Raw genomic sequence first — 24832 nt, 5'->3', positions numbered from 1 at the left:
CCCTCGCTCGTTGTTATCCGGTTCGCGTCACGTTGCGCTGCGCGGCGCCGCGCGACAGCCAGTTGGCGCCGCCGATCAGGACGCCGAGCAGCACCGTCTGCACCAGGCTGAAGGCCGCGGTCTTTCCGACATTGCCGCCCTCGTAATAATCGAGCAGCAAGACCGACATCACCATGGTGTTGCTGGTGTAAAGGAACAGCGACGAGCCGAGCTCGCGGATCGCAAGCACGAACAGCAATGTCATCGCGGCCAGCACGCCCGGCCGCGCCAGCGGCAGCACGATCGTCCCGATCGTGCCGAGCATACCCCGGCCGCAGACCCAGGCCGCCTCCTCGAGCTCGCGATGGATCTGCATGAACGAGGTCGAAAGCGCCTTCACGGTGTCGGGCATGAAGCGCGCGATGAAGGCGAGCGCGAGAATCCAGATCGTGCCGTAGAGCCCCCCAGGCACGCCGATCCAGGCCCAGAGATAGGCGACGCCGACCACGAGGCCGGGGATCGCGACCGGCAGCGTCGAGATCAGGTCGATCGCGCGCCGTCCGCTCACTCGCGTCCGATGGATGGTGTAGCCGATCGCAAAGGCCAGTGCGCCGCCGGCGACCGCGGTGATGATTCCGACCTCGACGGCGTTGTAAATCGATCTCATCGTCAGCGGATTGTCGAAGATGCTCCGGAAATGCATCAGCGAGTACTGCCGCATGTCGAACAGGCTCGCGACGTCGCGGATGAACATGAACTTGCGGAAGGCGGCGACGATCAGCGCCAGCGACGGCAGCACTACGACGACAAGCAGGTAGACGACGCCGAGCGCAAAGGTGAGCCAGCGCCAGGGACCAAGATCGAGGCTGCGCGGCCGGAACGCCTTGCCTGCGACGGTGGTGTAGCTGCGCCCGCTCAGCACCTTCTGCTGGAGATAGACCAGCAGCCCCGTCACCACCATCAGCAGGATCGCAACCGCGGCCGCGGTGTTGTAGAGCGGCGGCGACCAGTTGGTGAGCTTGAAGATATAGGTCGTCAGCACGTTGATGTTGCTCGGCGCGCCCAGCACCGCGGGGATGCCATAGATGCCGAGCATCACGATGAAGGACAGCAGCATGCCCGACACGATCGCGGGCATGATCAGCGGGAACGTCACCGTGAACAGTGTCGCGAACGCGCTGGCGCCGGAGATTTCCGCGGCCTCCTCCAGGCTCGGATCCATGTTGCGCAGCGCGGACGAGGTGAACATGTAGACATAGGGCGCGTAGTAGATGCCGAACACGAACACCAGGCCCCACATCGAATAGAAATCGACCCGCAGGTCCGATCCCATCCACTTGAACACCGTGTTGATCAGCCCGGTCTTCGGCGAGCCGAGAATGACCCAGGCGACGCCCGCCACAAGAGGCGGCGCGAACAGCGGCAGGATGCTGGCCGCGGCGATGAAGCCCTTGAACGGCGTGTTGGTGCGAACGACGATCCAGGAAAACAAAAGCCCGATCGCGACGGCGATGGCCGTGCCCCCACCGCAGGCGATCAGCGTGTTGAGCAACGCCTCTCCGACATTCGGGTTGGCGAGCACGGTGAGGAAGTTGGTGATCGACAGGTGGCTGAGGCTGAGACGGATGCCGTCGACCACCGGATTGGTGTCGGTAAGCGCGCCGAGCAGCAGCATGAAGACGGGATAGATGACCAGGAAGGTCAGCAGCGCCAGCAGCGCCGTGACCCAGAGGCCGGAGAACGCACGGCGACGAGCGCCCTCGCTGGCGCCACGCTTGACTTCGCTGCGCCGGTCCGCCTGTCCGTGCAATGCGCTTCCCCTCTGCAGCCGCGTTCTCGACGCGCGGCGAGCTTGTATGCCAAGGGTAGTCGATCGCTGCGATGACGCAAGCTATCCGAAAGTCGCCACCGCGCGATTCTGTGACGCACCGGCGGACACAAGATGACATGCGGCGAAGCGGGACTGGCGGGCCCGTCAAGGGTGACGCCATCGAAGACCTGATCGTGATCTCCGGCGTCATGGTGGATCATGCGCTCCAGAATGACCTGGCGCTCGGCGCGGCCGGCCGCCGGATCCTGCGCGCCATTGAGGGCACCGGGACGCGACGGCCTCCGGCAAGGCCGCATACGCATCATGCAGTGGAACCGCTGTGGAACGCGACGCCCGCGTAGTACATGGCGACCCTCGGAGACATCTAAGACATGCTCGAAAAGACCCCGACGGCCGGCGCACCCTCGGCGCCCAAGACCGATGGATTGCCCTGGGAACGCCGACGCTGGGCGGTGGCCGCGATCTTCACGGCGCTGGCAATGGCCTCGCTCGATACCGCGATTGCCAACATCGCGCTGCCTGCGATCGCCAACGATCTCCATGTCAGCCCCGCCGAGGTCGTCTGGGTCGTCAATGTCTACCAGATCGCCCTGGTCGCGACGCTGCTGCCGCTCGGCGCACTCGGCGAAATCGTCGGCCATCAGCGCATCTATCTCGGCGGCCTCCTGCTGTTCACAGTGGCGTCACTCGGCTGTGCGCTGGCGTGGTCGCTGCCAAGCCTTCTCGTCGCGCGAACCCTGCAGGGACTGGGTGCCAGCGGCCTGATGAGCGTGAACACCGCGCTGGTGCGCTTCGTCTATCCCAGCCGGATGCACGGCCGCGGTTTCGGCCACAATGCGCTCGTCGTCGCCACCGCCTTCACCCTGGGGCCGACGATCGCCTCCGGCATCCTTGCGCTCGGACCATGGCCCTGGCTGTTCGCCGTCAACATTCCGTTCGGCCTGATCGCCGTCGTGATCGGCCTCAAGACGCTGCCGCCGACGCCGCGCGCCACCCACGCCTTCGACTTCCTCGGTGCGGCGCTCGCCAGCGCCTGTCTCGGCCTCTTTATCACCGGCATCGGAAGCGCCGCCCACAAGGCGGCACCGGCGCTGGTGATCGCCGAACTCGTCGGCGCCCTGGCGTTCGGCTGGATCCTCACCCGGCGGCATGCCGATCATCCCGCGCCGATGCTGCCGATCGATTTGTTCCGCCGGCCCGTCTTTGCGCTCTCTGCCGCCACCGCGATCTGCTCATTTGCTGTGCAGGGGCTCGGCTTCGTGTCCTTGCCGTTCTACTTCGAAGACATATTGCACCGGTCCCAGGTCGAAACCGGCTTCCTCATGACGCCCTGGCCGCTGGTCGTCGCCATCATGGCGCCGATCGGCGGACGGCTCTCCGACCGCTACCCGGCCGGCACCCTCGGCGGCATCGGCCTGCTGCTGCTCGGCATTGGCATGATGCTGCTGTCGACGCTGCCGGCGGAGCCCAGCATCGCCAACATCGTCTGGCGCATGATGATCTGCGGCCTCGGCTTCGGTTTCTTCCAGACACCCAACATGAAGGCGATCATGTCGAGCGCCCCGACACATCGCAGCGGCAGCGCCAGCGGTATCGTCGCAACCGCGCGGCTGATCGGACAGACCACGGGCGCTGCGTTGGCCGCGCTATGCTTTGCGATAGCCGATCGCGAAGGCGCGACGCTCGCGCTTGCGCTGGGCGCAGGCTTTGCGGCGGTCGGCAGCGTCATGAGCTTCCTGCGGCTGGCTGTCACTTCACCGAAAAAAGCATGACAGCTATGTGGCGCGAGGGGTGCGGCTCAACACCGCGCCATCAACAATCTTCCCGCGCTGAAAACGAATTTTCTTGATTTCAACCGTTCAGGGTTCACGGCCAACGTCGCGGCGAAGTTCAATCGGTGGATTGGACCAATCAGGTGGAAGCGATGGCAAACCTCAAAATAAACGGCAAGACAATCAATGTAGACGTCGAGGACGACACGCCGCTGCTCTGGGCTATCAGAGAGAACGTCGGGCTGACGGGGACGAAATACGGTTGCGGTATCGCGCAATGCGGCGCTTGCACCGTGCATATCGACGGCGTTGCGATGCGCTCCTGCGGCGTCACGGTCAGCGAAGCCGCAGGCAAGGAAATCATCACCATCGAAGGCCTCGGCGGCAACGGCGCGCGGCACAAGGTGCAGCAGGCCTGGATCGCCAATGACGTGCCGCAATGCGGCTATTGCCAGAGCGGCATGATCATGGCGGTGGCGGCGCTGTTGAAGGAGAATCCCAAGCCGACCGACCAGGATATCGACGCAGCCATCACCAATATCTGTCGCTGCGGCACCTTCCATCAGGTGCGCGAGGCGATCCATGCTGCCGCGAACGCGTGAGGAGGCAGCCATGAACCAGCACGTCATGCCAAACCTCAACATGCCAAGGCTCAATCGCCGCGCCTTCGTGATCGGCACGGCCACCGCCAGTGTCGGTCTTGCACTCGGCCTCGACCTTCCCTTCGGCGGGCCGCCCGTGGTGCACGCCGCGGACGGCTCGCCCGAGGTCAATGCCTGGGTCGTGATCCGGCCCGACGACACGGTGGTGATCCGCATTGCCCGCTCGGAGATGGGCCAGGGCACACTCACCGGCCTCGCCCAGCTTGTCGCCGAGGAGCTGGATTGCGACTGGTCGAAGGTCACGACCGAATATCCGACGCCCGGCCAAAGCGTCGCACGCAAGCGCGCCTGGGGCGATTTCTCCACCGGCGGCAGCCGCGGCATCCGCTCCTCGCAGGACTATGTCCGCAAGGGCGGCGCCACGGCACGCATGATGCTGATCCAGGCGGCCGCCAACGATTGGAAAGTGCCTGCCTCGGAATGCAAGGCATCCAACAGCGTGATCACGCACGCGCCGTCCGGCAAGACCACCACCTACGGCAAGGTCGCGGAAGCGGCCGCCAAGCTCGAGCCGCCAGCCGACGTCAAGCTGAAGGATCCGAACGACTGGACCATCGCGGGCAAGGGCCTGAAGCGGCTCGACACCGTCGACAAGAACACCGGCGCGATGGTCTATGGCATCGACGTCAAGCTGCCGGGCATGCTGAACGCCGCGATCAAGGATTGCCCGGTGTTCGGCGGCAAGGTGAAGAGCTTCGATGAAGCCAAGATCGCCAACATGAAGGGTGTCAAGAAGGTGGTGCGCGTCGGCGATAGCGCGGTCGCTGTCGTTGCCGACACCTGGTGGCACGCCAAGACCGCGCTCGACGCACTGCCGATCGTCTGGGACGAAGGTGACAACGCGAAGGTCTCCAGCGAATCGATCGCGAAATGGCTTGCCGAAGGGTTGGATGACGCCCAGCCGGCCTATGTCGGCAACAAGAATGGCGACGCAAAGGCTGCGATCGCAGGCGCCGCCAAGAAAATCGAGGCGGTCTACAGCTATCCCTACCAGAACCACGGCACGATGGAGCCGATGAACGCCACCGCGCTCTACACGCCGGACAAATGCGAGGTGTGGTGCGGCACCCAGAATGGCGAGGCGGCCTTCGCGGCGGTGCTGGAGGTGTCCGGTTTGCCGGCCGAGAAATGCGACGTGCACAAGCTGATGCTCGGCGGCGGCTTCGGCCGGCGCGGCATGACCGACTATGTCCGCCAGGTGGTCGCGATCGCCAAGCAGATGCCGGGCACGCCGATCAAGCTGCTGTGGTCGCGCGAAGAGGACATGCAGCACGGCAAGTATCACCCGATCACGCAGTGCAAGCTGACCGGCGCGTTCGATGCCGACAACAACCTGGTCGCGCTGCATTACCGCCTGTCCGGCCAATCGATCCTGTTCTCGGTGCGCCCGGAAGCGCTGCAGAACGGCATGGATTCGGCCGCGTTCCAGGGCGTCGCGCAATCCGGCGAGGCCGCGATCGGCTATTCGGTGCCGAACCTGCTGATCGAACATGCGATGCGCAACCCGCATGTCCCGCCAGGCTTCTGGCGCGGCGTCAACGTCAATCACAACGCGATCTACATGGAATGCTTCATGGATGAGCTGGCCCAGGCCGCAGGTCAGGACCCGCTCGAATTCCGCCGCAAGCTGATGGGGAAACATCCCAAGCATCTCGCCGTCCTCAATGCCGTGGCCGAGAAGATCGGCTGGGGTACGCCGGCGCCGCAGGGCGTGTATCGCGGCATCGCGCAGGTGATGGGTTATGGCAGCTATGTCGCCGGTGCCGCCGAAATCTCGGTGACCGACGGCAGCAAGATCAAGGTGCATCGCATCGTCGCCTCCACCGATCCCGGCTACATCGTCAACCCGGCGCAGGTGGAGCGGCAGATCGCCGGCTCCTTCGTCTACGGCCTGAGCGCGCTGTTCTATGGCGGCTGCACCGTCAAGGACGGCCGCATCGAGCAGACCAACTTCGACACCTACAACTCGATGCGCATCAACGAAATGCCCAAGGTCGAGGCGGTGATGGTGCCGAGCGGCGGGTTCTGGGGCGGCGTCGGCGAGCCGACCATCGGCGTTGCGGCGCCCGCGGTGCTGAACGCTTATTTCGCGGCGACAAGAAAGCGGATCCGCACATTCCCGCTCCGCGACCAGAACATCACCTTCGCCTGAGCCACGAGGAGCGGCGGCCCCGACCGGCCGCCGCTCCCTTTTTCCGGATTGTCATGATGGCCGTCACGCGTCGTCCGACGCGCAGGGATGTCGTCCGCGGCGCCGCTGTCGCAGCAGCGGCGGCACTGGCGCGCCCGTCATTCGCGCAAGCCGTGCCGCGCGTCGCCGTGATCGGCGGCGGCTTTGGCGGTGCGGCCTGCGCGCGGGCGCTGCGGCGGTTCGACGCCAGGATTCAAGTCACGCTGATCGAGCCGAACAGGACGTTCACCGCCTGCCCGTTCAGCAACGAGGTGATCGCCGGATTGCGCGAGCTCCCTTCGCAGCAATTCGCCTACGACAGGATCGCGGCGGAGGGCATTGCGGTTGCAGCGCAGGCGGCCACGAAAATCGACGCGCAGGCACGTACGATCGGCCTCTCGGACGGCAGCACGCTGTCCTACGACCGGCTTGTGCTGGCGCCCGGCATCGACATGCGCTTCGACGCCCTGCCTGGCTATGACGAGGCGGCCGAAAAGATGCCGCATGCCTGGAAGGCCGGCGAACAGACCTTGCTGTTGCGCAGGCAACTCGAAGCTATGGACGATGGCGGCCTTGTCGTGATCGCCGTCCCTGCCGCGCCGCTGCGCTGCCCGCCTGCACCTTACGAGCGCGCCAGCCTGATCGCGCATTACCTGAAGGCGAGGAAACCGCGCTCGAAGATCCTGGTCCTCGACCCCAAGGACAATTATTCGCAGCAGAAGCTGTCCGAGAATGCCTGGAAGGTGCTCTATCCCAACATGATCGAGCGGATCGCGCTGTCGCAAGGCGGACGAGTGACGTCGGTCAATCCGGCAACGAAGGAGATCGTCACCGACTTCGGAAACTACACCGCTGCCGTCGCCAACGTGATCCCACCGCAGAGGGCCGGCCGCATCGCCGAAATCGCCGGCGCCGCCGACCGCACGGGCTGGTGCCCAATCGATCCAATTACTTTCGCCTCGAAGCTCGTGCCCAATGTTCACGTCATCGGCGACGCCTGTATCGCCGGCGGGATTCCGAAATCGGCCTCGGCGGCAAGCGCGCAAGCCAAGGCATGCGCGGCCACAATCGTGCATGCGTTGGCCGGCAAGCCTGTCGACACGCCCCGGCTCGATGGCGCGTGCTACAACATCGTGGCGCCGGCGCGGAAAATCTCTGCGCCGTTGTAGCGGCAGGTGAAGCTCGTGATGATGTTGCGCGGCACCGCCTCGCCGGACGCGGTGTGACGATAACCGGTCTCCATGATGTGCGACATCAGTGTTTTGATCTCGATCACGTCGCCGCGCTTGGCCTTCTTCACGCGCAGTTCATGCAGCGGCAGGGCCAGCTCAATCTCAGCGCTCGGCGAACGCCTTCTCGACCACGAACTGCGCGGGCTCGCCGTGATTGCCTTCCACGAAGCCGCGGCCGCCCAGCAGCGCGCGGGTGTCGGCGACCAGCGCCGGCGACCCGCAGATCATGACGCGGTCATGGGCGGGATCGAGCGCCGGCAGGCCGATGTCGGTGAACAGCTTGCCCGACGTGATGAGGTCGGTGATGCGGCCGCGATTGCGGAACGGATCGCGCGTCACGGTCGGATAGTAGATCAGCTGCTCGCGCACGAGCTCGCCGATCAGTTCGCCGTTCGGCAGCTTCTCGGTGATCATCTCGCCATAGGCGAGTTCCTTGACGCGGCGGCAACCATGTAGCAGCACGACCTTCTCGAAGCGGTCGTAAGTCTCCGGATCCTTGATCACGCTGAGGAACGGAGCGAGGCCCGTGCCGGTGCCGACCAGGTAGAGGTTGCGGCCGTCCTCGAGGTTGTCGATGACCAGCGTGCCGGTGGCCTTGCGGCTGACGATGATCTCGTCGCCTTCCTTCAGGTGCTGGAGGCGCGAAGTGAGCGGACCGTCGGGCACCTTGATCGAGAAGAACTCCAACGTGTCTTCGTAGTTCGCGCTGGCGACGCTGTAGGCCCGCAGCAGCGGCTTCTCGCCGACCTTGAGCCCGATCATGGTGAACTCGCCGTTGCGGAAGCGGAACGACGGATTGCGGGTGGTGGTGAAGGAGAACAGCGTGTCGGTCCAGTGATGAACGCTGAGGACGCTTTCCTGGTTGAAATTGCTCATAGCACCAATCCCTGATTTGTGCTGCGGCTGGAACGACTTGAACCCCGTTGACCGGCCGGATCGTTTGTATACGATCATTCGTATACAAACGAATAATCCAACTTGATCGGAAAGTCAAGCCGGGCTCAAATTCGCGAGCAATTTCAACAACAGAAGGAAACCACCCATGGCCCATGACGCGCCCCAGGCCACCAGCCCCAGCAAGCTGGTGATCCGCAATATCGGGCTTTTGCTGTCGGGGGCCCTGGAGAAGCCGATCCTCGATGCCGACACGATCGTCGCCGAGAATGGCAAGATTACCGCGATCGGCCGTCTCAAGGACGTCAATACCGAAGCCGCCACCACGATCGTCGATGCCAATGGGACGACGGTGGCTCCCGGCCTGATCGACAGCCACGTCCACCCGGTCGCCGGCGACTGGACGCCGCGGCAGAACCAGATCAACTGGATCGACAGCTATCTGCACGGTGGCGTCACCACCATGATCTCGGCCGGCGAGGTCCACATGCCCGGCCGTCCCCGCGACGTCGTCGGGCTCAAGGCGATGGCGGTGTTCGCGCAGCGCGCATTCTGGACGCTGCGGCCCGGCGGCGTGAAGGTGCATGCCGGTGCGCCCGTGATCGAATGCGAGATGGTGGAAGACGATTTCAAGGAGATGGCCGCCGCCGGCGTCAAGCTGCTCGGCGAGGTCGGGCTCGGTGGCGTCAAGGACGGCCCGACTGCGCGGAAGATGGTCGGCTGGGCGCGCAAATATGGCATCCAGAGCACGATCCATACCGGCGGTCCCTCGATTCCCGGCTCCGGCCTGATCGACAAGGACGTGGTGCTGGAAGCCGACACCGACGTGGTCGGCCATATCAATGGCGGCCACACGGCGCTGCCCGACGACCAGATCCGCTGCATCTGCGAGGGCTGCAAGCGCGGGCTCGAGCTGGTTCACAACGGCAATGAGCGCTCCGCGCTGTTCACGCTGCGCGCCGCGCGCGAGATGGGCGATTTGCATCGCGTCATCCTCGGCACCGATGCGCCGGCCGGCTCCGGCGTGCAGCCGCTCGGCATCCTCCGCATGGTCTCGCTATTGTCCTCGCTCGGCGAGCTGCCCGCCGAACTCGCCTTCTGCCTCGCGACCGGCAACACCGCACGGATGCGCGAGCTCGATTGCGGCCTGATCGAGGTCGGCCGCGCGGCGGACTTCGTGCTGATGGACAAGGCACAGCACTCGCCGGGCAAGAACATCCTGGAGAGCGTGCAGCTCGGCGACCTCCCCGGCATCGGCATGACCATCATCGACGGCATCGTCCGCACCCAGCGCAGCCGCAACACGCCGCCGGCGGGCAAAGTGCCGGAGATCGTGGCGAAGTAATCGATAGCCCGCAACCCGCCCCGTCACCTCTGGGGTGCACGCGCGAGCGTGCCGCGAAGGGTGAACGGGGCGCCTTTGCCCACCCTATCGGATCTCCGCAACCGAACCCTGCTTTCTCCGGGCATCGTTGAGGTGTATTGTCGCGGTCAGCGAACCTAGCCGGCGGAACTCGCAAGAGGCATTCGACGATCCGGATTAGATCTTGCTGCTGCATGCCGCCGCGCCGTGTTGGTCCACATCAGGCAACCAGGAGGCAGCACGATGACGATGAGACCAGATCCCACGTTTCACGCATCGCCGAAGCTTGCGATGGAAGCTCCGGCCGAGAACTTCGCCTACACCCTGCTGCTGAGCCCGGACTTTTCAAAGCCTGACGCACTCGCCGTCATCGACGTCAAGCCGGGCTCACCGACCTACAGCAAGATCGTCCATACCGTGACGATGCCCAACAAGGGCGACGAGTTTCACCACTTCGGCTGGAACGCCTGCTCCTCGGCGCTGTCCCCGCTGGCAGGACACGCCTTCCTCGAGCGCCGCTATCTCATCATCCCCGGCCTGCGATCCTCGCGGGTCTACATCGTCGACACCAAGCCGGATCCGACGCAGGCCAGGATCCACAAGATCATCGAACCCGAGGAGGTCTTCAAGAAGACCGGCTACTCGCGGCCGCACACGATTCACTGCGGACCGGAAGGCATCTATGTCAGCACGCTCGGCGGCAGCGGCAAGGACGGCACCGAAGGGCCACCCGGCGTCTTCATCATGGACTGCGAGACATTCGAAGTGCTCGGGCGCTGGGAGATCGATCGCGGCCCCCAAACAAAGCATTATGACTTCTGGTGGAATTTGCCGCGCGATTACATGGTGAGCAGCGAGTGGGCCTTGCCGCCGCAGTTCGAGAACGGAATCGTGCCTGAGGATCTGCTGTCGAACAAATATGGCCATCGGCTGCATTTCTGGGATCTTCGGGCGCGGCGCAATGTCCAGACCATCGACCTCGGCGCCAATCATCAAATGGCGCTGGAGGTGCGTCCCGCCCACGATCCGGTTCGCGAATACGGCTTCGTCGGCGTCGTGGTCGATACCACCAACCTCGAGGGTTCGGTCTGGACCTGGTGGCGCGAAGGCGGCAAGTTTCACATCGAGAAGACGGCGACGATCCCACCCGAGCCCGCGCCGAAGGATCAGTTGCCGCCGCTGCTGCAGGGCTTTGGCGCAGTGCCCCCGCTGGTCACCGACATCGACCTGTCGATGGATGACAAGTTCCTCTACGTCGCCTGCTGGGCCACCGGCGAGATGCGCCAATACGACGTCAGCGATCCCCGCAAGCCGAAGCTCGCCGGATCGGTCCGCATCGGCGGCATCGCCCGCCGTGCGCCACACCCGAACGGACAGGCATTTGCAGGTGGTCCGCAAATGGTCGAGATCAGCCGCGACGGCAAGCGGGTGTACTGGACCAATTCGCTCTACTCGACATGGGACGACCAGTTCTATCCGCAAGGTATTCCCGGCGCCGAGGTGATGGCGAATGCAAGCCCGGGCGGTGGCCTCGAACTGGCAAAGGACTACTGGGTCAGCTTCCCCGACGGGTATCGGGCGCACCAGATCCGGCTCGACGGCGGTGACTGTTCGACCGACTCGTTCTGCTATCCGTCGGCCTGAATGTGAGTGCTGCCGACTGGACACCGGCTTGGCTGTGGGTGGCTGTCATCGCAAGCGGCCTCTACCATGGGATCAATCCCGGCATGGGGTGGCCGCTCGCTGTTTCGGCTGGATTGATGCAAAGGAGTTCGCGCGCGCTCGCGGCCGCGCTCGGGCCGCTCGCGATCGGTCACCTGCTCGCGATCCTGCTCGTGCTCCTTCCATTCGCGCTGCTGGTCGCCCTTGCCGAATGGCAACGCGCGATCCGGATCGGCGCCAGCTTTCTTGTCATCGCCTTCGGCATCTATCGGCTCGTGGACCGGCGCCACCCGAAGGCTTTAACGCGGATACCACCGACGCAACTGGGGCTTTGGTCCTTCGCGGTGGCCATCGCCCACGGGGCGGCGTTGATGCTGGTGCCCATCTATCTCGGGCTGTGCCAGGGGGCCGATCCCGCCCAAGGCCACGTGGCAGCCGGCGCCCTGATCAATGCCAACCTCACGATGGCCGTGCTGGTCTCCATCGTTCACGCCGGCGCGATGATCGCGGCCGGCGGGTGTGTGGCGTGGCTGGTGTACCGCTATCTTGGCCTCAAATTCGTATCGCAGAGCTGGTTCAATCTGGATACCGTTTGGGCCGTCAGCCTCATCCTGGTGGGAGCCGTCGCGCTGGCGTTCGGCATCGCGGAATAGCCTGCCTACCAGGGACGCGCCGGTCAGCGCAACTTGCCGAGCAGCGCGATCAGCGTGTCGCGCTCCCTGGCGTCCAGCGGGGCCAGCGTCTCCTTGGAGATCGCGAGCGCATTCGGGATCGCCTTCTCGGCCAATTGCTGACCCATCCGCGTCAGGCTCACGAGCAGACGCCGGCCGTCGTCCGGATCGGGTGAGGTCTCGGTCAGCCCGCGCGCGGTGAGCCGGTCGATCACGCCCTTGATGGTTGCAACATCCATCGACGTCAAGCGCCCGAGCTGGTTCTGCGAGCACGGTCCGACTTCCGACAATTTCGACAGCGCCGCCCATTGCGTCGGCGTCAGGCTGATGCCGATGTCGCGCGCGAAGATCATGGCGTGACGCTGCGACACCTGGCGCAGGATGAAGCCGATCTGCTCGTCCAGCACGTAGGCCGGCTTGGCCGCCTTCACGCTTCGCTTCTGGACACTCGCCCTGGCCATCGTCCCGCTCCGCCCTCTTACAACGACAAATGCGCGTCACGAACGTCCGGACGCGCGTCGAGTTCAGCCATGGTGCCGCCGAAGCAGATCCGGCCACGCTCGATGATATAGGCGCGATCCGAGATCAGCCGCGCGAAGTGCAGGTTCTGCTCGGAGACCACGATGCTGACGCCCTCCTTCTTCATCGCGAGGATCGCATCGACCATCTGCTCGACGATCTTCGGCGACAGCCCTTCGGACGGCTCATCGAGCAGCACCAGCGACGGATTACCCAGCAGGGTGCGTGCAATCGTCAGCATCTGCTGCTCGCCGCCGCTCATGCGTCCGCCGGGCCGCCCGCGCATCTCGCCGAGATTGGGAAACAGCTTGAACAGCTTGTCGCGATCCCATTGCGGCGCGCCCGCCCGCTTCGGCTGGCGACCGACCTCGAGATTTTCCTCGACCGTCAAGTCGGTGAAGATGCGCCGCTCTTCCGGGACATAACCGAGGCCGCCGCGCACGATCGCGTGCGTCGGCTCGCGCGAGACGTCCTTGCCCTCAAACACGATCTGGCCCGTGCGGTTCTCGACCAGGCCGACGATGGAGCGGAAGGTCGTCGACTTGCCGGCGCCGTTGCGCCCGAGCAGCGCGACCACCTCGCCCTCGCCGACCTCGAGCGAGATGTCGAACAGGATATGCGCCGGGCCGTAGAAGCTGTTGAGATCCTTCACCGCGAGCTTCATGCCGATGCTCCTTCGCGATGCCGTGCGTCATAGACCAGGCCCTCGCCGAGATAGATCGCCCGGACCTGGGCATTGCCGCGGACCTCTTGCGGCGAACCTTCGGCGATCAGGCTGCCGCGGTTGAGCACCAGGATGCGGTCGGCATGCTCGAACACCACGTCCATGTCGTGCTCGGTGAAGAGCACGCCGATCGAATGCTCGCGCGCGATCCGTGCCGTCAGCCGCATCAGCTCGATGCGCTCGCGCGGCGCCATGCCGGCGGTCGGCTCGTCCATCAGCAGCAGCTTCGGTTGGTTTGCGAGCGCGATCGCGAGCTCCAGCCGCTTGAGATCGCCATAGGCGAGCTCACCACAGGGCCGCTCGGCATAGGCGCCCATGCCGACCAGGTCGAGCAGGCGTCCGGCCTCGTCGCGCGCATGGTTCGCGGTCGAGCCCCAGAGATTGAACAAGTGCCGGCCATACGACACCAGCGCGACCTGCACGTTCTCGCGCACCGTCATGGTCGGGAACGTGGCGGTGATCTGGAAGGTGCGCCCGACGCCCATCCGCCAGATCACCCGCGGCTTCTTGCCGGTGGTTTCCTGGCCAAGCACACGGATCCGGCCGGAGTCCGGGACATTCTGGCCGTTGAGCATGTCGAAACAGGTGCTCTTGCCTGCACCGTTCGGTCCGATCAGCGCCAGGATCTCGCCGGAGCGCAGCTCGAACGAGACGCCGCGCACAGCGTGCACGCCGCCATAGGATTTGGTCAGGCCCTCGACCGACAGCAATGTGGGGACCATGCTCATTCGGCAGTCTCGATGCGCGAGGTGAGGATTGATGACGCCGACGATGAGGATTTGCGGCGGCGATGCATGAACGCCTCCAGCGTGCCGACGATGCCCTTCGGGAAGGCGACGACGATCAGCACCACGAACGCGCCGAGCACGAGCTTGGAGAGATCGGTCTGGCTGACCAGCCAGATGTTCAAGGCCTTGTAGACGATCGCGCCGATCACCGCGCCCGACACGGTCTCGACGCCGCCGAGCAGCACCATGACGAGCGCATCGACCGAGAGCGAGATGCCCATATTGTCGGGGAAGACGCTGCCCTTGAGATAGGCGAACAGCGCGCCGGCGAGACCGGCCACAGTGCCTGCGACCACGAAGGCCGTCCACTGGATGCGCTTGCCATTGATCCCGATCGCCTCGCTGCGCAGCGGCGAGTCCCGCGTGGCGCGCAGCGCGAAGCCGAACGGCGAGAACACCATGATGCGGAGGATCACGACCGCAAGCGCAGCGATGCCGAGCGACAGCCAGTAGAAATGTGACGGGCTCGCCGCCCATTTTTCCGGCCAGAGCCCGAGGATGCCGTTGTCGCCGCCGGTGACCGACACCCACTGGAACGCGATCGACCAGACGATCTGCGCGAACGCCAGTGTCAGCATCGCGAAATAGACGCCGGAGAGCTGAACGGCAAAGAAGCCGAACACGGCGGCACCAAGCAGCCCCAGCAGCGGGCCGAGCAGCAGGCACGCGATCATCGGCAGCCCCGCCATCTTGGCGAGCAACGCCACGCCATAGGCGCCGAGGCCGAAATAGGCCGCATGACCAAAGGATGCGAGCCCACCGACCGCCATCAGGAAATGCAGGCTGACCGCAAAGATCACGAAGATCGCGATTTCCGAGCCGACGGTGAGTGCGTAGTTGCCCGCAAAGAACGGCAACGCGGCGGCGATGACCAGCGCCGCGACCGCGGCGAACCGTTCGTTCGCCGTCAGCGGCCGCCACGGATTGACCGATAGCCCCGGCGTGCGCCGCGCTGGCGCTTCGGGCTTGCCGAACAGTCCCCAGGGACGCACGATCAAAACCACCGCCATCACCAGGAACACCAGGATGATGGAGATCTTCGGAAAGATCAGGATGCCGAACGCGTTGAGCTCCGACACCAGCACGGCGGCGACGAAGGCGCCGGTGATGCTGCCGAGGCCGCCGATCACGACCACGACGAACACCTCGACAATGACGCGCAGATCCATCGCGTGATTCACCGCATCGCGCGGAATCTGCAACGCGCCGCCCAGGGCTGCAAGGAAGACGCCGAGGGCGAACACGCTGGTGAACAGCCATTTCTGATTGACGCCCAGCGCTGCGACCATGTCGCGGTCCTGCGTCGCCGCGCGCACCAGAATGCCCCAGCGGGTGCGCTGGAACAGCAGCCAGAGGATTCCGAGCACGACCGGCCCGAGCACGATCAGGAACAGGTCGTAGCTCGGAACGTTCTGGCCGAAGAAATCGATCGCCCCGCGGAAGCCCGGCGCACGGCGGCCGACCAGATCATCCGGCCCCCAGATCAGCACCACGAGATCTTCGACCATCAGCGTCAGCCCGAAGGTCGCGAGCAGCTGGAACAGCTCGGGCGAGTGATAGATCCGGCGCAGCAGCAGCATTTCCACCAGCACGCCGACCGCCGCGACGATCACCGCCGCGGCAACGATGCCGCCCCAGAAGCCGAGCGCGCCGTCGAGGCGCTCGGTCAGCGTGAAGGCGACATAGGCGCCGAGCATGTAGAACGCGCCATGCGCGAAATTCACGATCCGCGTCACGCCGAAGATGATCGACAGGCCCGAGGCGACCAGGAACAGCGACGCCGCGCTGGCAAGACCGGTCAGGAACTGGACGACGTAAAAGGCCATGGGCGGTCCGCGTTGGAGTTGTTGCGCCGATCGAGATCGCCGCGTGTGGTTTCTTCACCTCGCCCCGCCTGCGGGGAGAGGTCGAATTCAAGTGTGAGCTCGAATTCAGGTGAGGGGGACTCTCCGCATGCTCACTCGCCGAGAAAGCCCCTCACCCCGACCCTCTCCCCGCAAGAGCGGGGCGAGGGAGAAGTCGACTCAATCCTTCGGCCGCATCTTCTCGACTTCAGCGTCGCTTGGCAGATAGTCCGAGCCCTTGCGATAGGCGGTATCGACCATGATGCCCTTGCCATCCTTCAGCGCGGTCTTTCCGGTGAAGGCCCCGAGCGTCGACTGGTGATCGATCTTGCGGAAGGTGATTTCGCCGAACGGCGACGACACCGAGATCCCCTCGGCCGCGGCGATCAGCTTCTCCGGATCGGTCGAGTTCGCCTTCGCGAGGATCGCGGCCGCCGACTTGATGGTCTGGTAGCCGACGATCGAGCCGAGCCGCGGATAATCATTGTACTTGGCCTGATAGGCCTTCAGGAACGCCTCATGCTCCGGGGTCTTGATCGAGTACCAGGGATAGCCGGTGACGATCCAGCCCTCTGGCGTCTCGTCCTTCAGCGGATCGAGATATTCCGGCTCGCCGGTCAGGAAGCTGACCACCTTGCGATCCTTGAACAGGCCGCGGGTGTTGCCCTCGCGCACGAGCTTCACGAGGTCGGCGCCGAAGGTGACGTTGAGGATCGCTTCCGGATTGGCGGCGGCAACCGCCTGCACGACAGGGCCGGCGTCGATCTTGCCCTGCGGCGGCCACTGCTCGTCGACCCATTGGATATCGGGCCGCTTCGCGGACATCAGCTTCTTGAACACCGCGACGGCCGACTGGCCATATTCATAGTTCGGCGCGATCGTCGCCCAGCGCTTGGCGGGCAGCTTCGCCGCCTCCTCCACCAGCATCGCGGCCTGCATGTAGTTGGAGGGTCGCAGGCGGAACGTGTAGCGGTTGCCCTTCGACCAGGTGATGGCGTCGGTCAAAGGCTCGGCGGCGAGGAAGAACACCTTCTTCTGGTTGGCGAAATCGCTCACCGCGAGCCCGATATTCGACAGGAAGGTGCCCGTCAGCATCGCGACGTTCTCGCTCGAGACCAACTCGTTCGCGGCGGTCTGCGCGTCGGCCGGCTTGCCGTTGTCATCCTTGGAAATGACGACAAGCTTCTTGCCGTTGATGCCGCCGGCGGCGTTGATTTCCTCCACCGCGAGCTGCCAGCCCTTGCGGTAGGGCTCGGTGAACGCCGGCAGCAGCGAGTAGCTGTTGATCTCACCGATCTTGATTTCGCTTTGCGCCATGGCGCTGCTCGCCATGGTCGCGACCGCGATCGCCAATCCGGCGCTTACGAAATACCCACGCATCCCATCCTCCAGTTTTTTCTTCAAACAGATTATCGCAATCCGTCTTCGCCCTTGATCTCGTCAATCGTCAGCCCGCCAACGCGAGGCAGCGGCCGCCCGCTGTCGGTCACGGCAACCGCGACCATGATCTCGTTTGCGCGCGGTGCATCGTTGATCTGGACCTCCATGCCGTCGAAATGGCTGCGCACGAAGGCTGCGTCCTTGTGGCCGAGCGGAATATCCAGCGTCGTGCCCGGACCGGAGCGCTTCTTCGACGAGGGGATCAGCGCTGCGCCCTTGGACAGCACTTTCCGCACCGGCGCCCCCATCTTCGGATGCAAGATCGCGGCCGCATGCTCGAGCTCGCCATTTTCGCCGACGGCGGCGGCTTTGCCGTAGCTGTGCGCCTTGGCGCCGTCGATGCCGAGCGCGGCCACTGCCCGCTTCGCGAGCAGTTCGCCGAGTTCCTCGCCAATCGCAATCAGCGGCGACAAATCCTCGACATAGCGGCCGGCGAATGGGTTCTCGATCACGGCAATCGCAGCGGCCCGCCGGGTCGGCGGTGCGATGGTCTTGCCCATCTCCAGATGGGTTTCCTCCACCACGGTGACGATCTTGCGAATGACGGCACTCATCCCTTGCTCCCGGTCATGCCTGCAGCATGTTTGCTATCGTTGTTTTTTGAAACGCGTGCGATACCGGCGCTCTGTTTACAGTTGCACCGACGAGACGCGTTTCACCCAGTAGACGCAATACCGCGCCCTCGATCAATCCCGACATCAGGAGGTCTTGCGCCTGCTTGACGCCCGCCTCCAGCGCCTGCCCGACCTCGGCCTCCGACAACTGTCCGACCTCACGGGTCACAAGCCGCGCACCGAGATCACTGTCCGGCTGCAGTTCATTCGCAGGAAGACGGACGATCGCGGGATGGCCTGGCAGATCGATGGCATTGGCGATCACGGTCGCGGCGGCATCCGCCTGCGACGCGCTGCGCGCCAGCACCGTGACGGCGTCCGCAATACCGAGCGAGAAGCTGCGGCCGTGACGCCCACTGGTCGCGATACCGCGGACCGGCATGTCGGCATCGATGGTCATGGTGCGCATCACGCCATGGCGGTCCGGCCGGTCCATCAGGCCGACGATGAACTGTTCGCCACCGGTCAGATGCAGCGCTATATCACCGCCATTGTTGACATAGGCGCGGTCGAGCGGCGCCGCCCGCAGCATCGCACCAAGGATTTCTTCGGCGACGGAACCGGCCACCGCCGCCATCGGCGTGATGAAACAGTCGGCGGCAAACGGCGCGACAGCCGCATGCATCCGCCGCGCAACGACGCCCTTCAGCGCACAATGCCGGGGATCGGCTGCGCTGCGTAGCAAGGCGAGCTCGGCACAGAGCTCGTCCAGCAATCCGGTGAAGCGCTGCGCAGCCGCCTGATAGGCGGCACCGACGTTGGCATCCCCGCCCTTCGCCTCGATGATCAAATCAATGGGACCGTCCTGCAAATGCAGCCGCTTGCCGTCAGGAAGAAGCGCGATTTGCGGGAGCCGGATCATGCGCGCCGCCCGGGGATATAGGGCATCGGCCGAACCTCGGCGGTGTCCCGCAGCGAGGACAGCGGCCGGACATAATCCATGTGGCCGCCGAGCGCCGCATAGTCGGAAAGTTTCATCGTGAACTCGATCGGCGCCACCAGCGCCGGCGTCGGCACATAGCCGAACGCGCCTGCCGGCATCTGCGTGACGTCGACCATGAAGGTGATGCCGCCGCCCGGCCAGACGTACACCGGCGCGCCGCCGCTGGTCACCCGCGTCAGCGCGTCCTTCACCGAGCGCGTGAGCCGCACCGGGTTGTCGGTGACGCCAGCACGCAGCGATCCGCCCGCTCCGCCCATGAACAGCACGGTGCACAGCGCCGGTTCGCAATTCTCCTGGATGCGCTCGACCGAAAGCCTCAGGTCAGCGGGCATCTCGGTCTCGATCGGCCTCAGCGCCTCATCGAGCACATAGTAGGACGCATGCTCGCCCGTGGTCGAGACCATCAGCATGGTCAGTCCGGGCCGCGCTTCCTTCGGGTTGAAGGGCCCGAGGATCGACAGTGGATCGGAGATATTGGTGCCGCCCCACCCCGTGCCGGGCTCGGCGACCTGGAAATAGCGGCCCGGCGTCGAGCGCCGGCCCTTCATCTTGATGCCGGTGTCGGCGATATCGAGCAGCTTGCCGGCCTGATGCTCGCTGAGCACGCCGGTGATGTGGTCATCGACCACCACGACCTCGTCGACCTTGCCGTGCCATTGCTTGGCGAACATGCCGATCGTCGCCGAGCCGCAGCCGACCCGCATGCGCTCCTCGGCCACGCCATTGACGATCGGCGGCTTGCCGGCCTGCACGACCACCGTGGCGCCGCCGTCGATCGTCAGCTCCACCGCCTTGCAATTGGAGAGGTCCATCAGCGTGTCGCAGGTGACGCGGCCTTCCTTCTTCGAGCCGCCGGTCAGATGATGCACGCCGCCGAGCGAGAGCATCTGCGAGCCATATTCGCTGGTCGTGACGTGCCCGACCGCCTCGCCGTCCGCGCGAACAGCCGCCGTTTCGGGGCCGAGATAGCGGTCGGTGTCGATCTTCACCTTGACGCCGCAATACGAGAAAATGCCCTCGGTCACGACGGTGACCATGTCGACGCCGTCGACCTCCGACGACACGATGAAGGGCGCCGGCTTGTAGTCCGGATAGGTGGTTCCCGCGCCGATCGCGGTGACGAAGATATCGGGCTGACGGACGATCTTGCCGTCCCAGTCGCCGCTCACCTGGAACGGCACCAGCTTCCCGCCATGCGAGACAGTTCGCTCCAGCACGACATGCGGATCGACGCGAACCAGCGTGCCATCTTGATTGGCATAGCGGTCGCAAGCCCCGGCCGCGCCCGGCTTGATGTAGCACATCACCGGGCAGGCATCGCAGCGGATCTTGTCGCCGGCAGTGACCGTCATTGTGTCAGCCATCGTGACCAAGCCTGGACTTGTGGCGGCGGTCGATCATACTGCGCTTCCGTCCGCCCGCTGATATCGTTCGTATACGAATGATCCTGCGCGTGAGCTTAAGACCTGTCAAGCGGCCTTTGCAGTCAAAAGCTGCCGCTGCCGAATAATAGCTCATTTGCCTAGGCGCCCTGTTCATTAAGCGGGCACACGCTGCAGCGCGGCATGCCGCCGCTTGCACGTTTGTATACAAACGTTATCCTCCTCAGCGGTTTGACGCTGACGTTGCAGCGCAAACGCGAGGGGAGAACCAAGGCAATGCGCCTGACCGTGAACGGCAGGAATCATGATGTCGACGCTGCTCCCGACACCGCGTTGCTTTACGTGCTGCGCAATGATCTTGAACTGAACGGACCGAAATACGGCTGCGGGCTCGGCGAATGCGGAGCCTGCGCGGTGCTGATCGACGGCGTTGCCGCGCGCGCTTGCGTGATTCCGATCGAAGGCTGCATGGGACGCAACATCGTGACGCTCGAAGGCCTCGGCACGCGCGAGCATCCCGATCCCGTGCAGGATGCCTTCATCCGCGAGCAGGCTGCGCAATGCGGCTACTGCCTCAACGGCATGATCATCACCACCAAGGCGCTGCTCACCCGCAATCCGAGCCCCTCCGAGCATGAGGTGCTGGAGGCGCTGCGTTACAATCTCTGCCGCTGCGGCGCGCATATCGAGATTGTTAGAGCCGCTATGCGCGCCGCCGGACATTCGCTCGAGGCGCGCGATTGATGACGGCGCCCGGGGCATCAGAGCAACGCCTGCGCGGCGCGCTGTCGGTCGTTCGACCCTTGACACAGGGCGCGGACGGCGCATTCGAGACGTTCATCACGATCACCGCCGATGGCGCGGTGAACGCCTACAACGGCCACGTCGATCTCGGCACCGGCATCCGCACCGCGCTGGGCCAGATCGTCGCCGAAGAGCTCGACGTGTCCTTTGCCCGCGTCGTCGTTGTGCTCGGCGACACCGCCGTGGTTCCGAACCAGGGCGCGACGATCGCGAGCGAGACGATCCAGATCACGGCCATTCCCCTGCGCAGGGCCGCAGCTCAAGCGCGACATTTCCTGGTCTCGCGCGCGGCCGAACGGCTGGAATTGCCGGTCGATGATCTCTCGATCGAAGACGGCCTGATCCGCGGCAAGGACAATCGCAGTGTCAGCTATGGCGAACTGATTGCCAACGAGACCATCCGACTTGAACTGGCTGACGACATTCCCGTCAAGGCTGTGAGCGCTTATTCCATCGTCGGCAAGTCGGTGCCGCGGGTCGACCTGCCGGCAAAAGCCACCGGCGAGCTGGTCTACGTCCACGACGTCCGCCTGCCCGGCATGCTGCACGGGCGCGTCGTCCGCCCGCCCTATGCCGGTGTCGATGCCGGCCCCTTCGTCGGCACCAGCCTGATCGCGGTTGACGAGAGTTCGGTGCGCGACATTCCGGGCATCGTCGCCGTGGTGCGTATCGGCGATTTCGTCGGCGTGGTCGCGGAGCGCGAGGAGAACGCGATCAAGGCGGCGGCTCAGCTCAAGGTGACCTGGAAGCCGGGCCCGGCGCTGACCGATCTTGCTGATCTCGACAAGGCGCTGCGCGCCAATCCATCGGCGCCGCGCCAGCTAATCGACAAGGGCGATGTCGACGCTGCGATCAAGGCTGCTGCCAAGCCCATGCAGCGGACCTATGTCTGGCCCTACCAGATGCACGGCTCGATCGGCCCCTCCTGCGCGGTCGCCGATTACAGCGATGGCGCGATCCGCGTCTGGTCCGGCACGCAGAACCCGCATATCCTGCGCGGCGATCTTGCGCTGCTGCTCGAGCGGCCCGAGACCGAGATTGACGTGATCAGGATGGAAGCGGCCGGATGCTACGGCCGCAACTGCGCCGACGACGTCTCCGCCGATGCGCTGCTGCTGTCGCGCGCGGTCGGCCGTCCTGTCCGCGTCCAGCTCACCCGCGAACAGGAGCATGCCTGGGAGCCGAAGGGCACCGCGCAACTGATGGACGTCAATGGGGGGCTCAATGCCGACGGCAGCGTCGCCGGTTACGATTTTGCCACGCGCTATCCTTCGAACGGCGCGCCGACACTGGCGCTGCTGCTGACCGGACGGATCGCGCCTGAAGCGACCGTGTTCGAGATGGGCGATCGCACCGCGATCCCACCTTACGACTACGAAAACCTGCGCGTGGTCGCCAACGACATGCCGCCGATCGTGCGCGCCTCCTGGCTCCGCGGCGTCTCGGCGCTGCCGAACACGTTTGCCCATGAATCCTATATCGACGAGCTTGCCGCCGAAGCCGAAGTCGATCCGATCGAGTACCGCCTGCGCTATCTGAAAGACAAACGCGCGATCGATCTCGTCAACGCGGTCGCCGAGCGCGCGGGCTGGACGCCGCGCCCGGTGCGCAAGGAGCCGGAGGCCGAAGGCGACATCGTTCGTGGCCGCGGCTTCGCCTATGCACTGTATGTGCACAGCAAGTTCCCCGGCTACGGCGCGGCATGGTCGGCGTGGATCGCCGACGTCGCCGTCAACAAGACGACCGGCGACGTCAGCGTGACGCGCGTCGTCGCCGGTCAGGACTCCGGATTAATGATCAATCCGGACGGCGTGCGGCACCAGATCGAGGGCAATGTCATCCAGTCGACCAGCCGCGCGCTGATGGAGGAAGTGTCCTTCGAGCGCGGCGCGGTGACCGCGCGGGAATGGGGTGCCTACCCGATCATCAAATTCCCCGACGTGCCCAAGATCGACGTGCTGATGCTGCCGCGGCAGGATCAGCCGCCGCTCGGCGTCGGCGAGTCCGCTTCCGTGCCGAGCGCCGCTGCAATTGCAAACGCGATCTATGACGCGACCGGCGTTCGCTTCCGCGAATTGCCGTTCACGCCGGAACGCATCCTGAAGGGATTGCGCGGTGAGCAGCCGACCCCGCCCGCTTCTCCCGCTCCACCCAAACCCGCTCCGCTCGACCGATGGCAAAATCCGTTCGTCAAGCGGGGCGGTCTCCTTGCCGGCATTGCGGCCGCCTGCGCCGCGGTCATCGGCATCGGCGCGGCCATGCTGCCCTGGCGCGCGATCGCCCCGATCGCCCGGCCCGACGCATCGGTTTATTCGGCGGCGACGATCGCCCGCGGCAAGGAGCTGGCGGCGCTCGGCGCCTGCGCGGTTTGCCACACCTCCGATGGCGGAGTTCCGAACGCCGGCGGTCGGCCTCTGGAGACGCCATTCGGCACGATCTACACCACCAACATCACGCCCGATCTTGAGACCGGTATCGGCACCTGGTCCTACCCCGCCTTCGAGCGCGCGATGCGCGAGGGCATCCATCGCGACGGGCGGCACCTCTATCCTGCATTTCCCTACACACATTTTGCCAGAGCTGATGATGCCGACCTGCAGGCGCTCTACGCCTATCTGATGGCGCAGGCGCCCGTGCGAGCCGAGACACCGAAGAACGAGCTGGCGTTTCCGTTCAACCTGCGTCCGTTGCTTGCCGGATGGAACGCGCTGTTCCATCCGGCAAGCCCGTTCCGGCCAGATCCCGCCAGATCCGCGGCGTGGAATCGCGGCGCCTACCTGATCGAAGGTCTCGGCCATTGCAGCGCCTGCCACTCGCCGCGCAATGCGCTCGGCGCGGAGCAGCAGGGCGCCTATCTCGCCGGCGGCTTTGCCGAGGGCTGGGAGGCGCCGGCGCTGACCTCACTGTCGAGGGCGCCGATTCCCTGGAGCGAGGACGAACTGTACGCCTATTTGCGCACGGGCGAGTCCCGCTTCCACGGCGTAGCTGCGGGGCCAATGGCACCGATCGTGAAGGAGCTCGCCGCGCTGCCCGACAGGGACATCCGCGCGATGGCAGTCTACCTCGCCTCGTTCAACGAGAGAGCAACCGATCGGCCGACCCATGAGGCCCTGGCTGCACGGCTCGAAGCCGCCACCGCGGTGACCACGGCCGCTTCGACCGGCGGGCGGATCTATCAGGGCGCCTGCGCAGTCTGCCACGAGGTCGGCGGACCGCCGCTGTTCGGCAGCCGGCCGTCGCTGGCGCTGAACAGCAATCTGCACAGCGACACGCCGGACAATTTGATCCAGGTGATCCTGCACGGCATCGCCAAGCCGGCGGTCACCGATCTCGGCTATATGCCGGCCTTCAAGGACAGCATGACCGACGGCCAGGTCGCCGAGCTTGTCTCCTTCCTCAGGCGGCAATTCGCCCCGGACAGACCGGAATGGGCCGATATCGCCGCAACGGTCGGCCGTATCCGCCAGAACATAGCGCGCTGACCTGCCATGTTCCGGCCGAAACCCACTGGGCGGGCGGCGTCCGGCAGGCTAAAGTT

General features: G+C 65.2%; 20 protein-coding genes and 1 pseudogene. 10 read left to right on the top strand and 11 right to left on the bottom strand.

Annotated features, from left to right (window positions below; translation table 11 throughout):
- Positions 1-13: 13 nt before the first annotated feature.
- The gene (locus MTX23_RS10980) at positions 14-1789 is read right to left on the bottom strand and encodes an iron ABC transporter permease (RefSeq protein ID WP_280976648.1); all 1776 of its coding nucleotides are present in this window, start codon (positions 1787-1789) and stop codon (positions 14-16) included.
- A gap of 137 nt (positions 1790-1926) precedes the next feature.
- On the opposite strand from MTX23_RS10980, the gene MTX23_RS10975 reads away from it, so the two are divergent.
- From MTX23_RS10975 to MTX23_RS10955, 5 genes are all read left to right on the top strand, one after another.
- Positions 1927-2151: a hypothetical protein gene (locus tag MTX23_RS10975; RefSeq protein ID WP_280976647.1), complete on the top strand. Its 225-nt coding sequence runs from the start codon at positions 1927-1929 to the stop codon at positions 2149-2151.
- Positions 2152-2181: 30 nt separating this feature from the next.
- Complete coding sequence (locus MTX23_RS10970) at positions 2182-3582, top strand: MFS transporter (protein WP_280976646.1); 1401 nt, start codon at positions 2182-2184, stop codon at positions 3580-3582.
- Positions 3583-3734: 152 nt separating this feature from the next.
- On the top strand, positions 3735-4184 hold the full coding sequence (locus tag MTX23_RS10965) for a (2Fe-2S)-binding protein (protein ID WP_280976645.1): 450 nt from the start codon (positions 3735-3737) through the stop codon (positions 4182-4184).
- Positions 4185-4194: 10 nt separating this feature from the next.
- Positions 4195-6396: a molybdopterin cofactor-binding domain-containing protein gene (locus tag MTX23_RS10960; protein WP_280976644.1), complete on the top strand. Its 2202-nt coding sequence runs from the start codon at positions 4195-4197 to the stop codon at positions 6394-6396.
- A 56-nt stretch (positions 6397-6452) separates the two neighbouring features.
- On the top strand, positions 6453-7583 hold the full coding sequence (locus MTX23_RS10955) for an FAD/NAD(P)-binding oxidoreductase (protein ID WP_280976643.1): 1131 nt from the start codon (positions 6453-6455) through the stop codon (positions 7581-7583).
- On the opposite strand, the pseudogene MTX23_RS10950 reads toward MTX23_RS10955, so the two are convergent.
- A pseudogene (locus MTX23_RS10950) lies at positions 7556-7735 on the bottom strand (thiosulfate oxidation carrier complex protein SoxZ); the annotation flags it as partial. The gene MTX23_RS10955 and the pseudogene MTX23_RS10950 sit on opposite strands and share 28 nt — an antisense overlap.
- 13 nt (positions 7736-7748) lie before the next feature.
- Positions 7749-8522 (bottom strand): ferredoxin--NADP reductase, encoded by a 774-nt coding sequence (locus tag MTX23_RS10945; RefSeq protein ID WP_280976642.1) that lies wholly within the window; start codon positions 8520-8522, stop codon positions 7749-7751.
- A 166-nt stretch (positions 8523-8688) separates the two neighbouring features.
- Between MTX23_RS10945 and MTX23_RS10940 the strand changes: the two genes are divergently transcribed.
- The 3 genes from MTX23_RS10940 (at position 8689) to MTX23_RS10930 (ending at position 12218) form a co-directional block, all read left to right on the top strand.
- Positions 8689-9885 (top strand): amidohydrolase family protein, encoded by a 1197-nt coding sequence (locus tag MTX23_RS10940; protein WP_280976641.1) that lies wholly within the window; start codon positions 8689-8691, stop codon positions 9883-9885.
- A 261-nt stretch (positions 9886-10146) separates the two neighbouring features.
- Positions 10147-11547, top strand: a complete 1401-nt coding sequence (locus MTX23_RS10935) for a selenium-binding protein SBP56-related protein (protein ID WP_280976640.1) — start codon at positions 10147-10149, stop codon at positions 11545-11547.
- A gap of 2 nt (positions 11548-11549) precedes the next feature.
- Positions 11550-12218, top strand: coding sequence for a hypothetical protein (locus MTX23_RS10930; RefSeq protein WP_280976639.1), 669 nt, complete (start codon positions 11550-11552; stop codon positions 12216-12218).
- 23 nt (positions 12219-12241) lie between these two features.
- Here MTX23_RS10930 and MTX23_RS10925 read toward each other — a convergent pair whose 3' ends face one another.
- From MTX23_RS10925 to MTX23_RS10890, 8 genes are all read right to left on the bottom strand, one after another.
- A complete protein-coding gene (locus MTX23_RS10925) occupies positions 12242-12697 on the bottom strand; it encodes a MarR family transcriptional regulator (protein ID WP_280976638.1) in 456 nt (151 codons plus the stop codon).
- 17 nt (positions 12698-12714) lie between these two features.
- On the bottom strand, positions 12715-13419 hold the full coding sequence (locus MTX23_RS10920; RefSeq protein WP_280976637.1) for an ABC transporter ATP-binding protein: 705 nt from the start codon (positions 13417-13419) through the stop codon (positions 12715-12717).
- A complete protein-coding gene (locus tag MTX23_RS10915; RefSeq protein WP_280976636.1) occupies positions 13416-14207 on the bottom strand; it encodes an ABC transporter ATP-binding protein in 792 nt (263 codons plus the stop codon). The genes MTX23_RS10920 and MTX23_RS10915 overlap by 4 nt, the downstream gene beginning before the upstream one ends.
- Positions 14204-16093, bottom strand: a complete 1890-nt coding sequence (locus tag MTX23_RS10910) for an ABC transporter permease (protein WP_280976634.1) — start codon at positions 16091-16093, stop codon at positions 14204-14206. The genes MTX23_RS10915 and MTX23_RS10910 overlap by 4 nt, the downstream gene beginning before the upstream one ends.
- A 198-nt stretch (positions 16094-16291) precedes the next feature.
- On the bottom strand, positions 16292-17491 hold the full coding sequence (locus MTX23_RS10905; RefSeq protein WP_280976633.1) for an ABC transporter substrate-binding protein: 1200 nt from the start codon (positions 17489-17491) through the stop codon (positions 16292-16294).
- A gap of 29 nt (positions 17492-17520) precedes the next feature.
- Positions 17521-18105, bottom strand: coding sequence for an amino acid synthesis family protein (locus MTX23_RS10900; RefSeq protein ID WP_280976632.1), 585 nt, complete (start codon positions 18103-18105; stop codon positions 17521-17523).
- Positions 18106-18118: 13 nt separating this feature from the next.
- A complete protein-coding gene (locus MTX23_RS10895; RefSeq protein ID WP_280976631.1) occupies positions 18119-19027 on the bottom strand; it encodes a UPF0280 family protein in 909 nt (302 codons plus the stop codon).
- Entirely contained in the window at positions 19024-20472 is a 1449-nt protein-coding gene (locus MTX23_RS10890; RefSeq protein WP_280976630.1) for a 6-hydroxynicotinate reductase, read from the bottom strand. Before MTX23_RS10890 ends, MTX23_RS10895 begins: the two co-directional genes overlap by 4 nt.
- 294 nt (positions 20473-20766) lie before the next feature.
- Between MTX23_RS10890 and MTX23_RS10885 the strand changes: the two genes are divergently transcribed.
- Together MTX23_RS10885 and MTX23_RS10880 are read left to right on the top strand one after the other, a co-directional pair.
- Positions 20767-21234, top strand: coding sequence for a (2Fe-2S)-binding protein (locus MTX23_RS10885; protein WP_280976629.1), 468 nt, complete (start codon positions 20767-20769; stop codon positions 21232-21234).
- Positions 21234-24776, top strand: coding sequence for a molybdopterin cofactor-binding domain-containing protein (locus MTX23_RS10880; protein WP_280976628.1), 3543 nt, complete (start codon positions 21234-21236; stop codon positions 24774-24776). Before MTX23_RS10885 ends, MTX23_RS10880 begins: the two co-directional genes overlap by 1 nt.
- The last annotated feature ends 56 nt before the right edge of the window (positions 24777-24832 follow it).

It is taken from the genome of Bradyrhizobium sp. ISRA436, from assembly GCF_029910015.1.
Lineage (GTDB): Bacteria > Pseudomonadota > Alphaproteobacteria > Rhizobiales > Xanthobacteraceae > Bradyrhizobium.
Note: the sequence above shows the minus strand (reverse complement) of the source record. Positions and strands in the feature narration are given on the sequence as shown.

Coding starts and splice junctions, on each gene's coding strand:
- MTX23_RS10960 (WP_280976644.1), top strand. CDS start 4,195: ATGAACCAGCACGTCATGCCAAACCTCAACATGCCAAGGCTCAATCGC.
- MTX23_RS10905 (WP_280976633.1), bottom strand. CDS start 17,491: ATGCGTGGGTATTTCGTAAGCGCCGGATTGGCGATCGCGGTCGCGACC.
- MTX23_RS10965 (WP_280976645.1), top strand. CDS start 3,735: ATGGCAAACCTCAAAATAAACGGCAAGACAATCAATGTAGACGTCGAG.
- MTX23_RS10915 (WP_280976636.1), bottom strand. CDS start 14,207: ATGAGCATGGTCCCCACATTGCTGTCGGTCGAGGGCCTGACCAAATCC.
- MTX23_RS10955 (WP_280976643.1), top strand. CDS start 6,453: ATGGCCGTCACGCGTCGTCCGACGCGCAGGGATGTCGTCCGCGGCGCC.
- MTX23_RS10885 (WP_280976629.1), top strand. CDS start 20,767: ATGCGCCTGACCGTGAACGGCAGGAATCATGATGTCGACGCTGCTCCC.
- MTX23_RS10890 (WP_280976630.1), bottom strand. CDS start 20,472: ATGGCTGACACAATGACGGTCACTGCCGGCGACAAGATCCGCTGCGAT.
- MTX23_RS10910 (WP_280976634.1), bottom strand. CDS start 16,093: ATGGCCTTTTACGTCGTCCAGTTCCTGACCGGTCTTGCCAGCGCGGCG.
- MTX23_RS10970 (WP_280976646.1), top strand. CDS start 2,182: ATGCTCGAAAAGACCCCGACGGCCGGCGCACCCTCGGCGCCCAAGACC.
- MTX23_RS10935 (WP_280976640.1), top strand. CDS start 10,147: ATGACGATGAGACCAGATCCCACGTTTCACGCATCGCCGAAGCTTGCG.
- MTX23_RS10945 (WP_280976642.1), bottom strand. CDS start 8,522: ATGAGCAATTTCAACCAGGAAAGCGTCCTCAGCGTTCATCACTGGACC.
- MTX23_RS10880 (WP_280976628.1), top strand. CDS start 21,234: ATGACGGCGCCCGGGGCATCAGAGCAACGCCTGCGCGGCGCGCTGTCG.
- MTX23_RS10940 (WP_280976641.1), top strand. CDS start 8,689: ATGGCCCATGACGCGCCCCAGGCCACCAGCCCCAGCAAGCTGGTGATC.
- MTX23_RS10920 (WP_280976637.1), bottom strand. CDS start 13,419: ATGAAGCTCGCGGTGAAGGATCTCAACAGCTTCTACGGCCCGGCGCAT.
- MTX23_RS10975 (WP_280976647.1), top strand. CDS start 1,927: ATGCGGCGAAGCGGGACTGGCGGGCCCGTCAAGGGTGACGCCATCGAA.
- MTX23_RS10900 (WP_280976632.1), bottom strand. CDS start 18,105: ATGAGTGCCGTCATTCGCAAGATCGTCACCGTGGTGGAGGAAACCCAT.
- MTX23_RS10895 (WP_280976631.1), bottom strand. CDS start 19,027: ATGATCCGGCTCCCGCAAATCGCGCTTCTTCCTGACGGCAAGCGGCTG.
- MTX23_RS10925 (WP_280976638.1), bottom strand. CDS start 12,697: ATGGCCAGGGCGAGTGTCCAGAAGCGAAGCGTGAAGGCGGCCAAGCCG.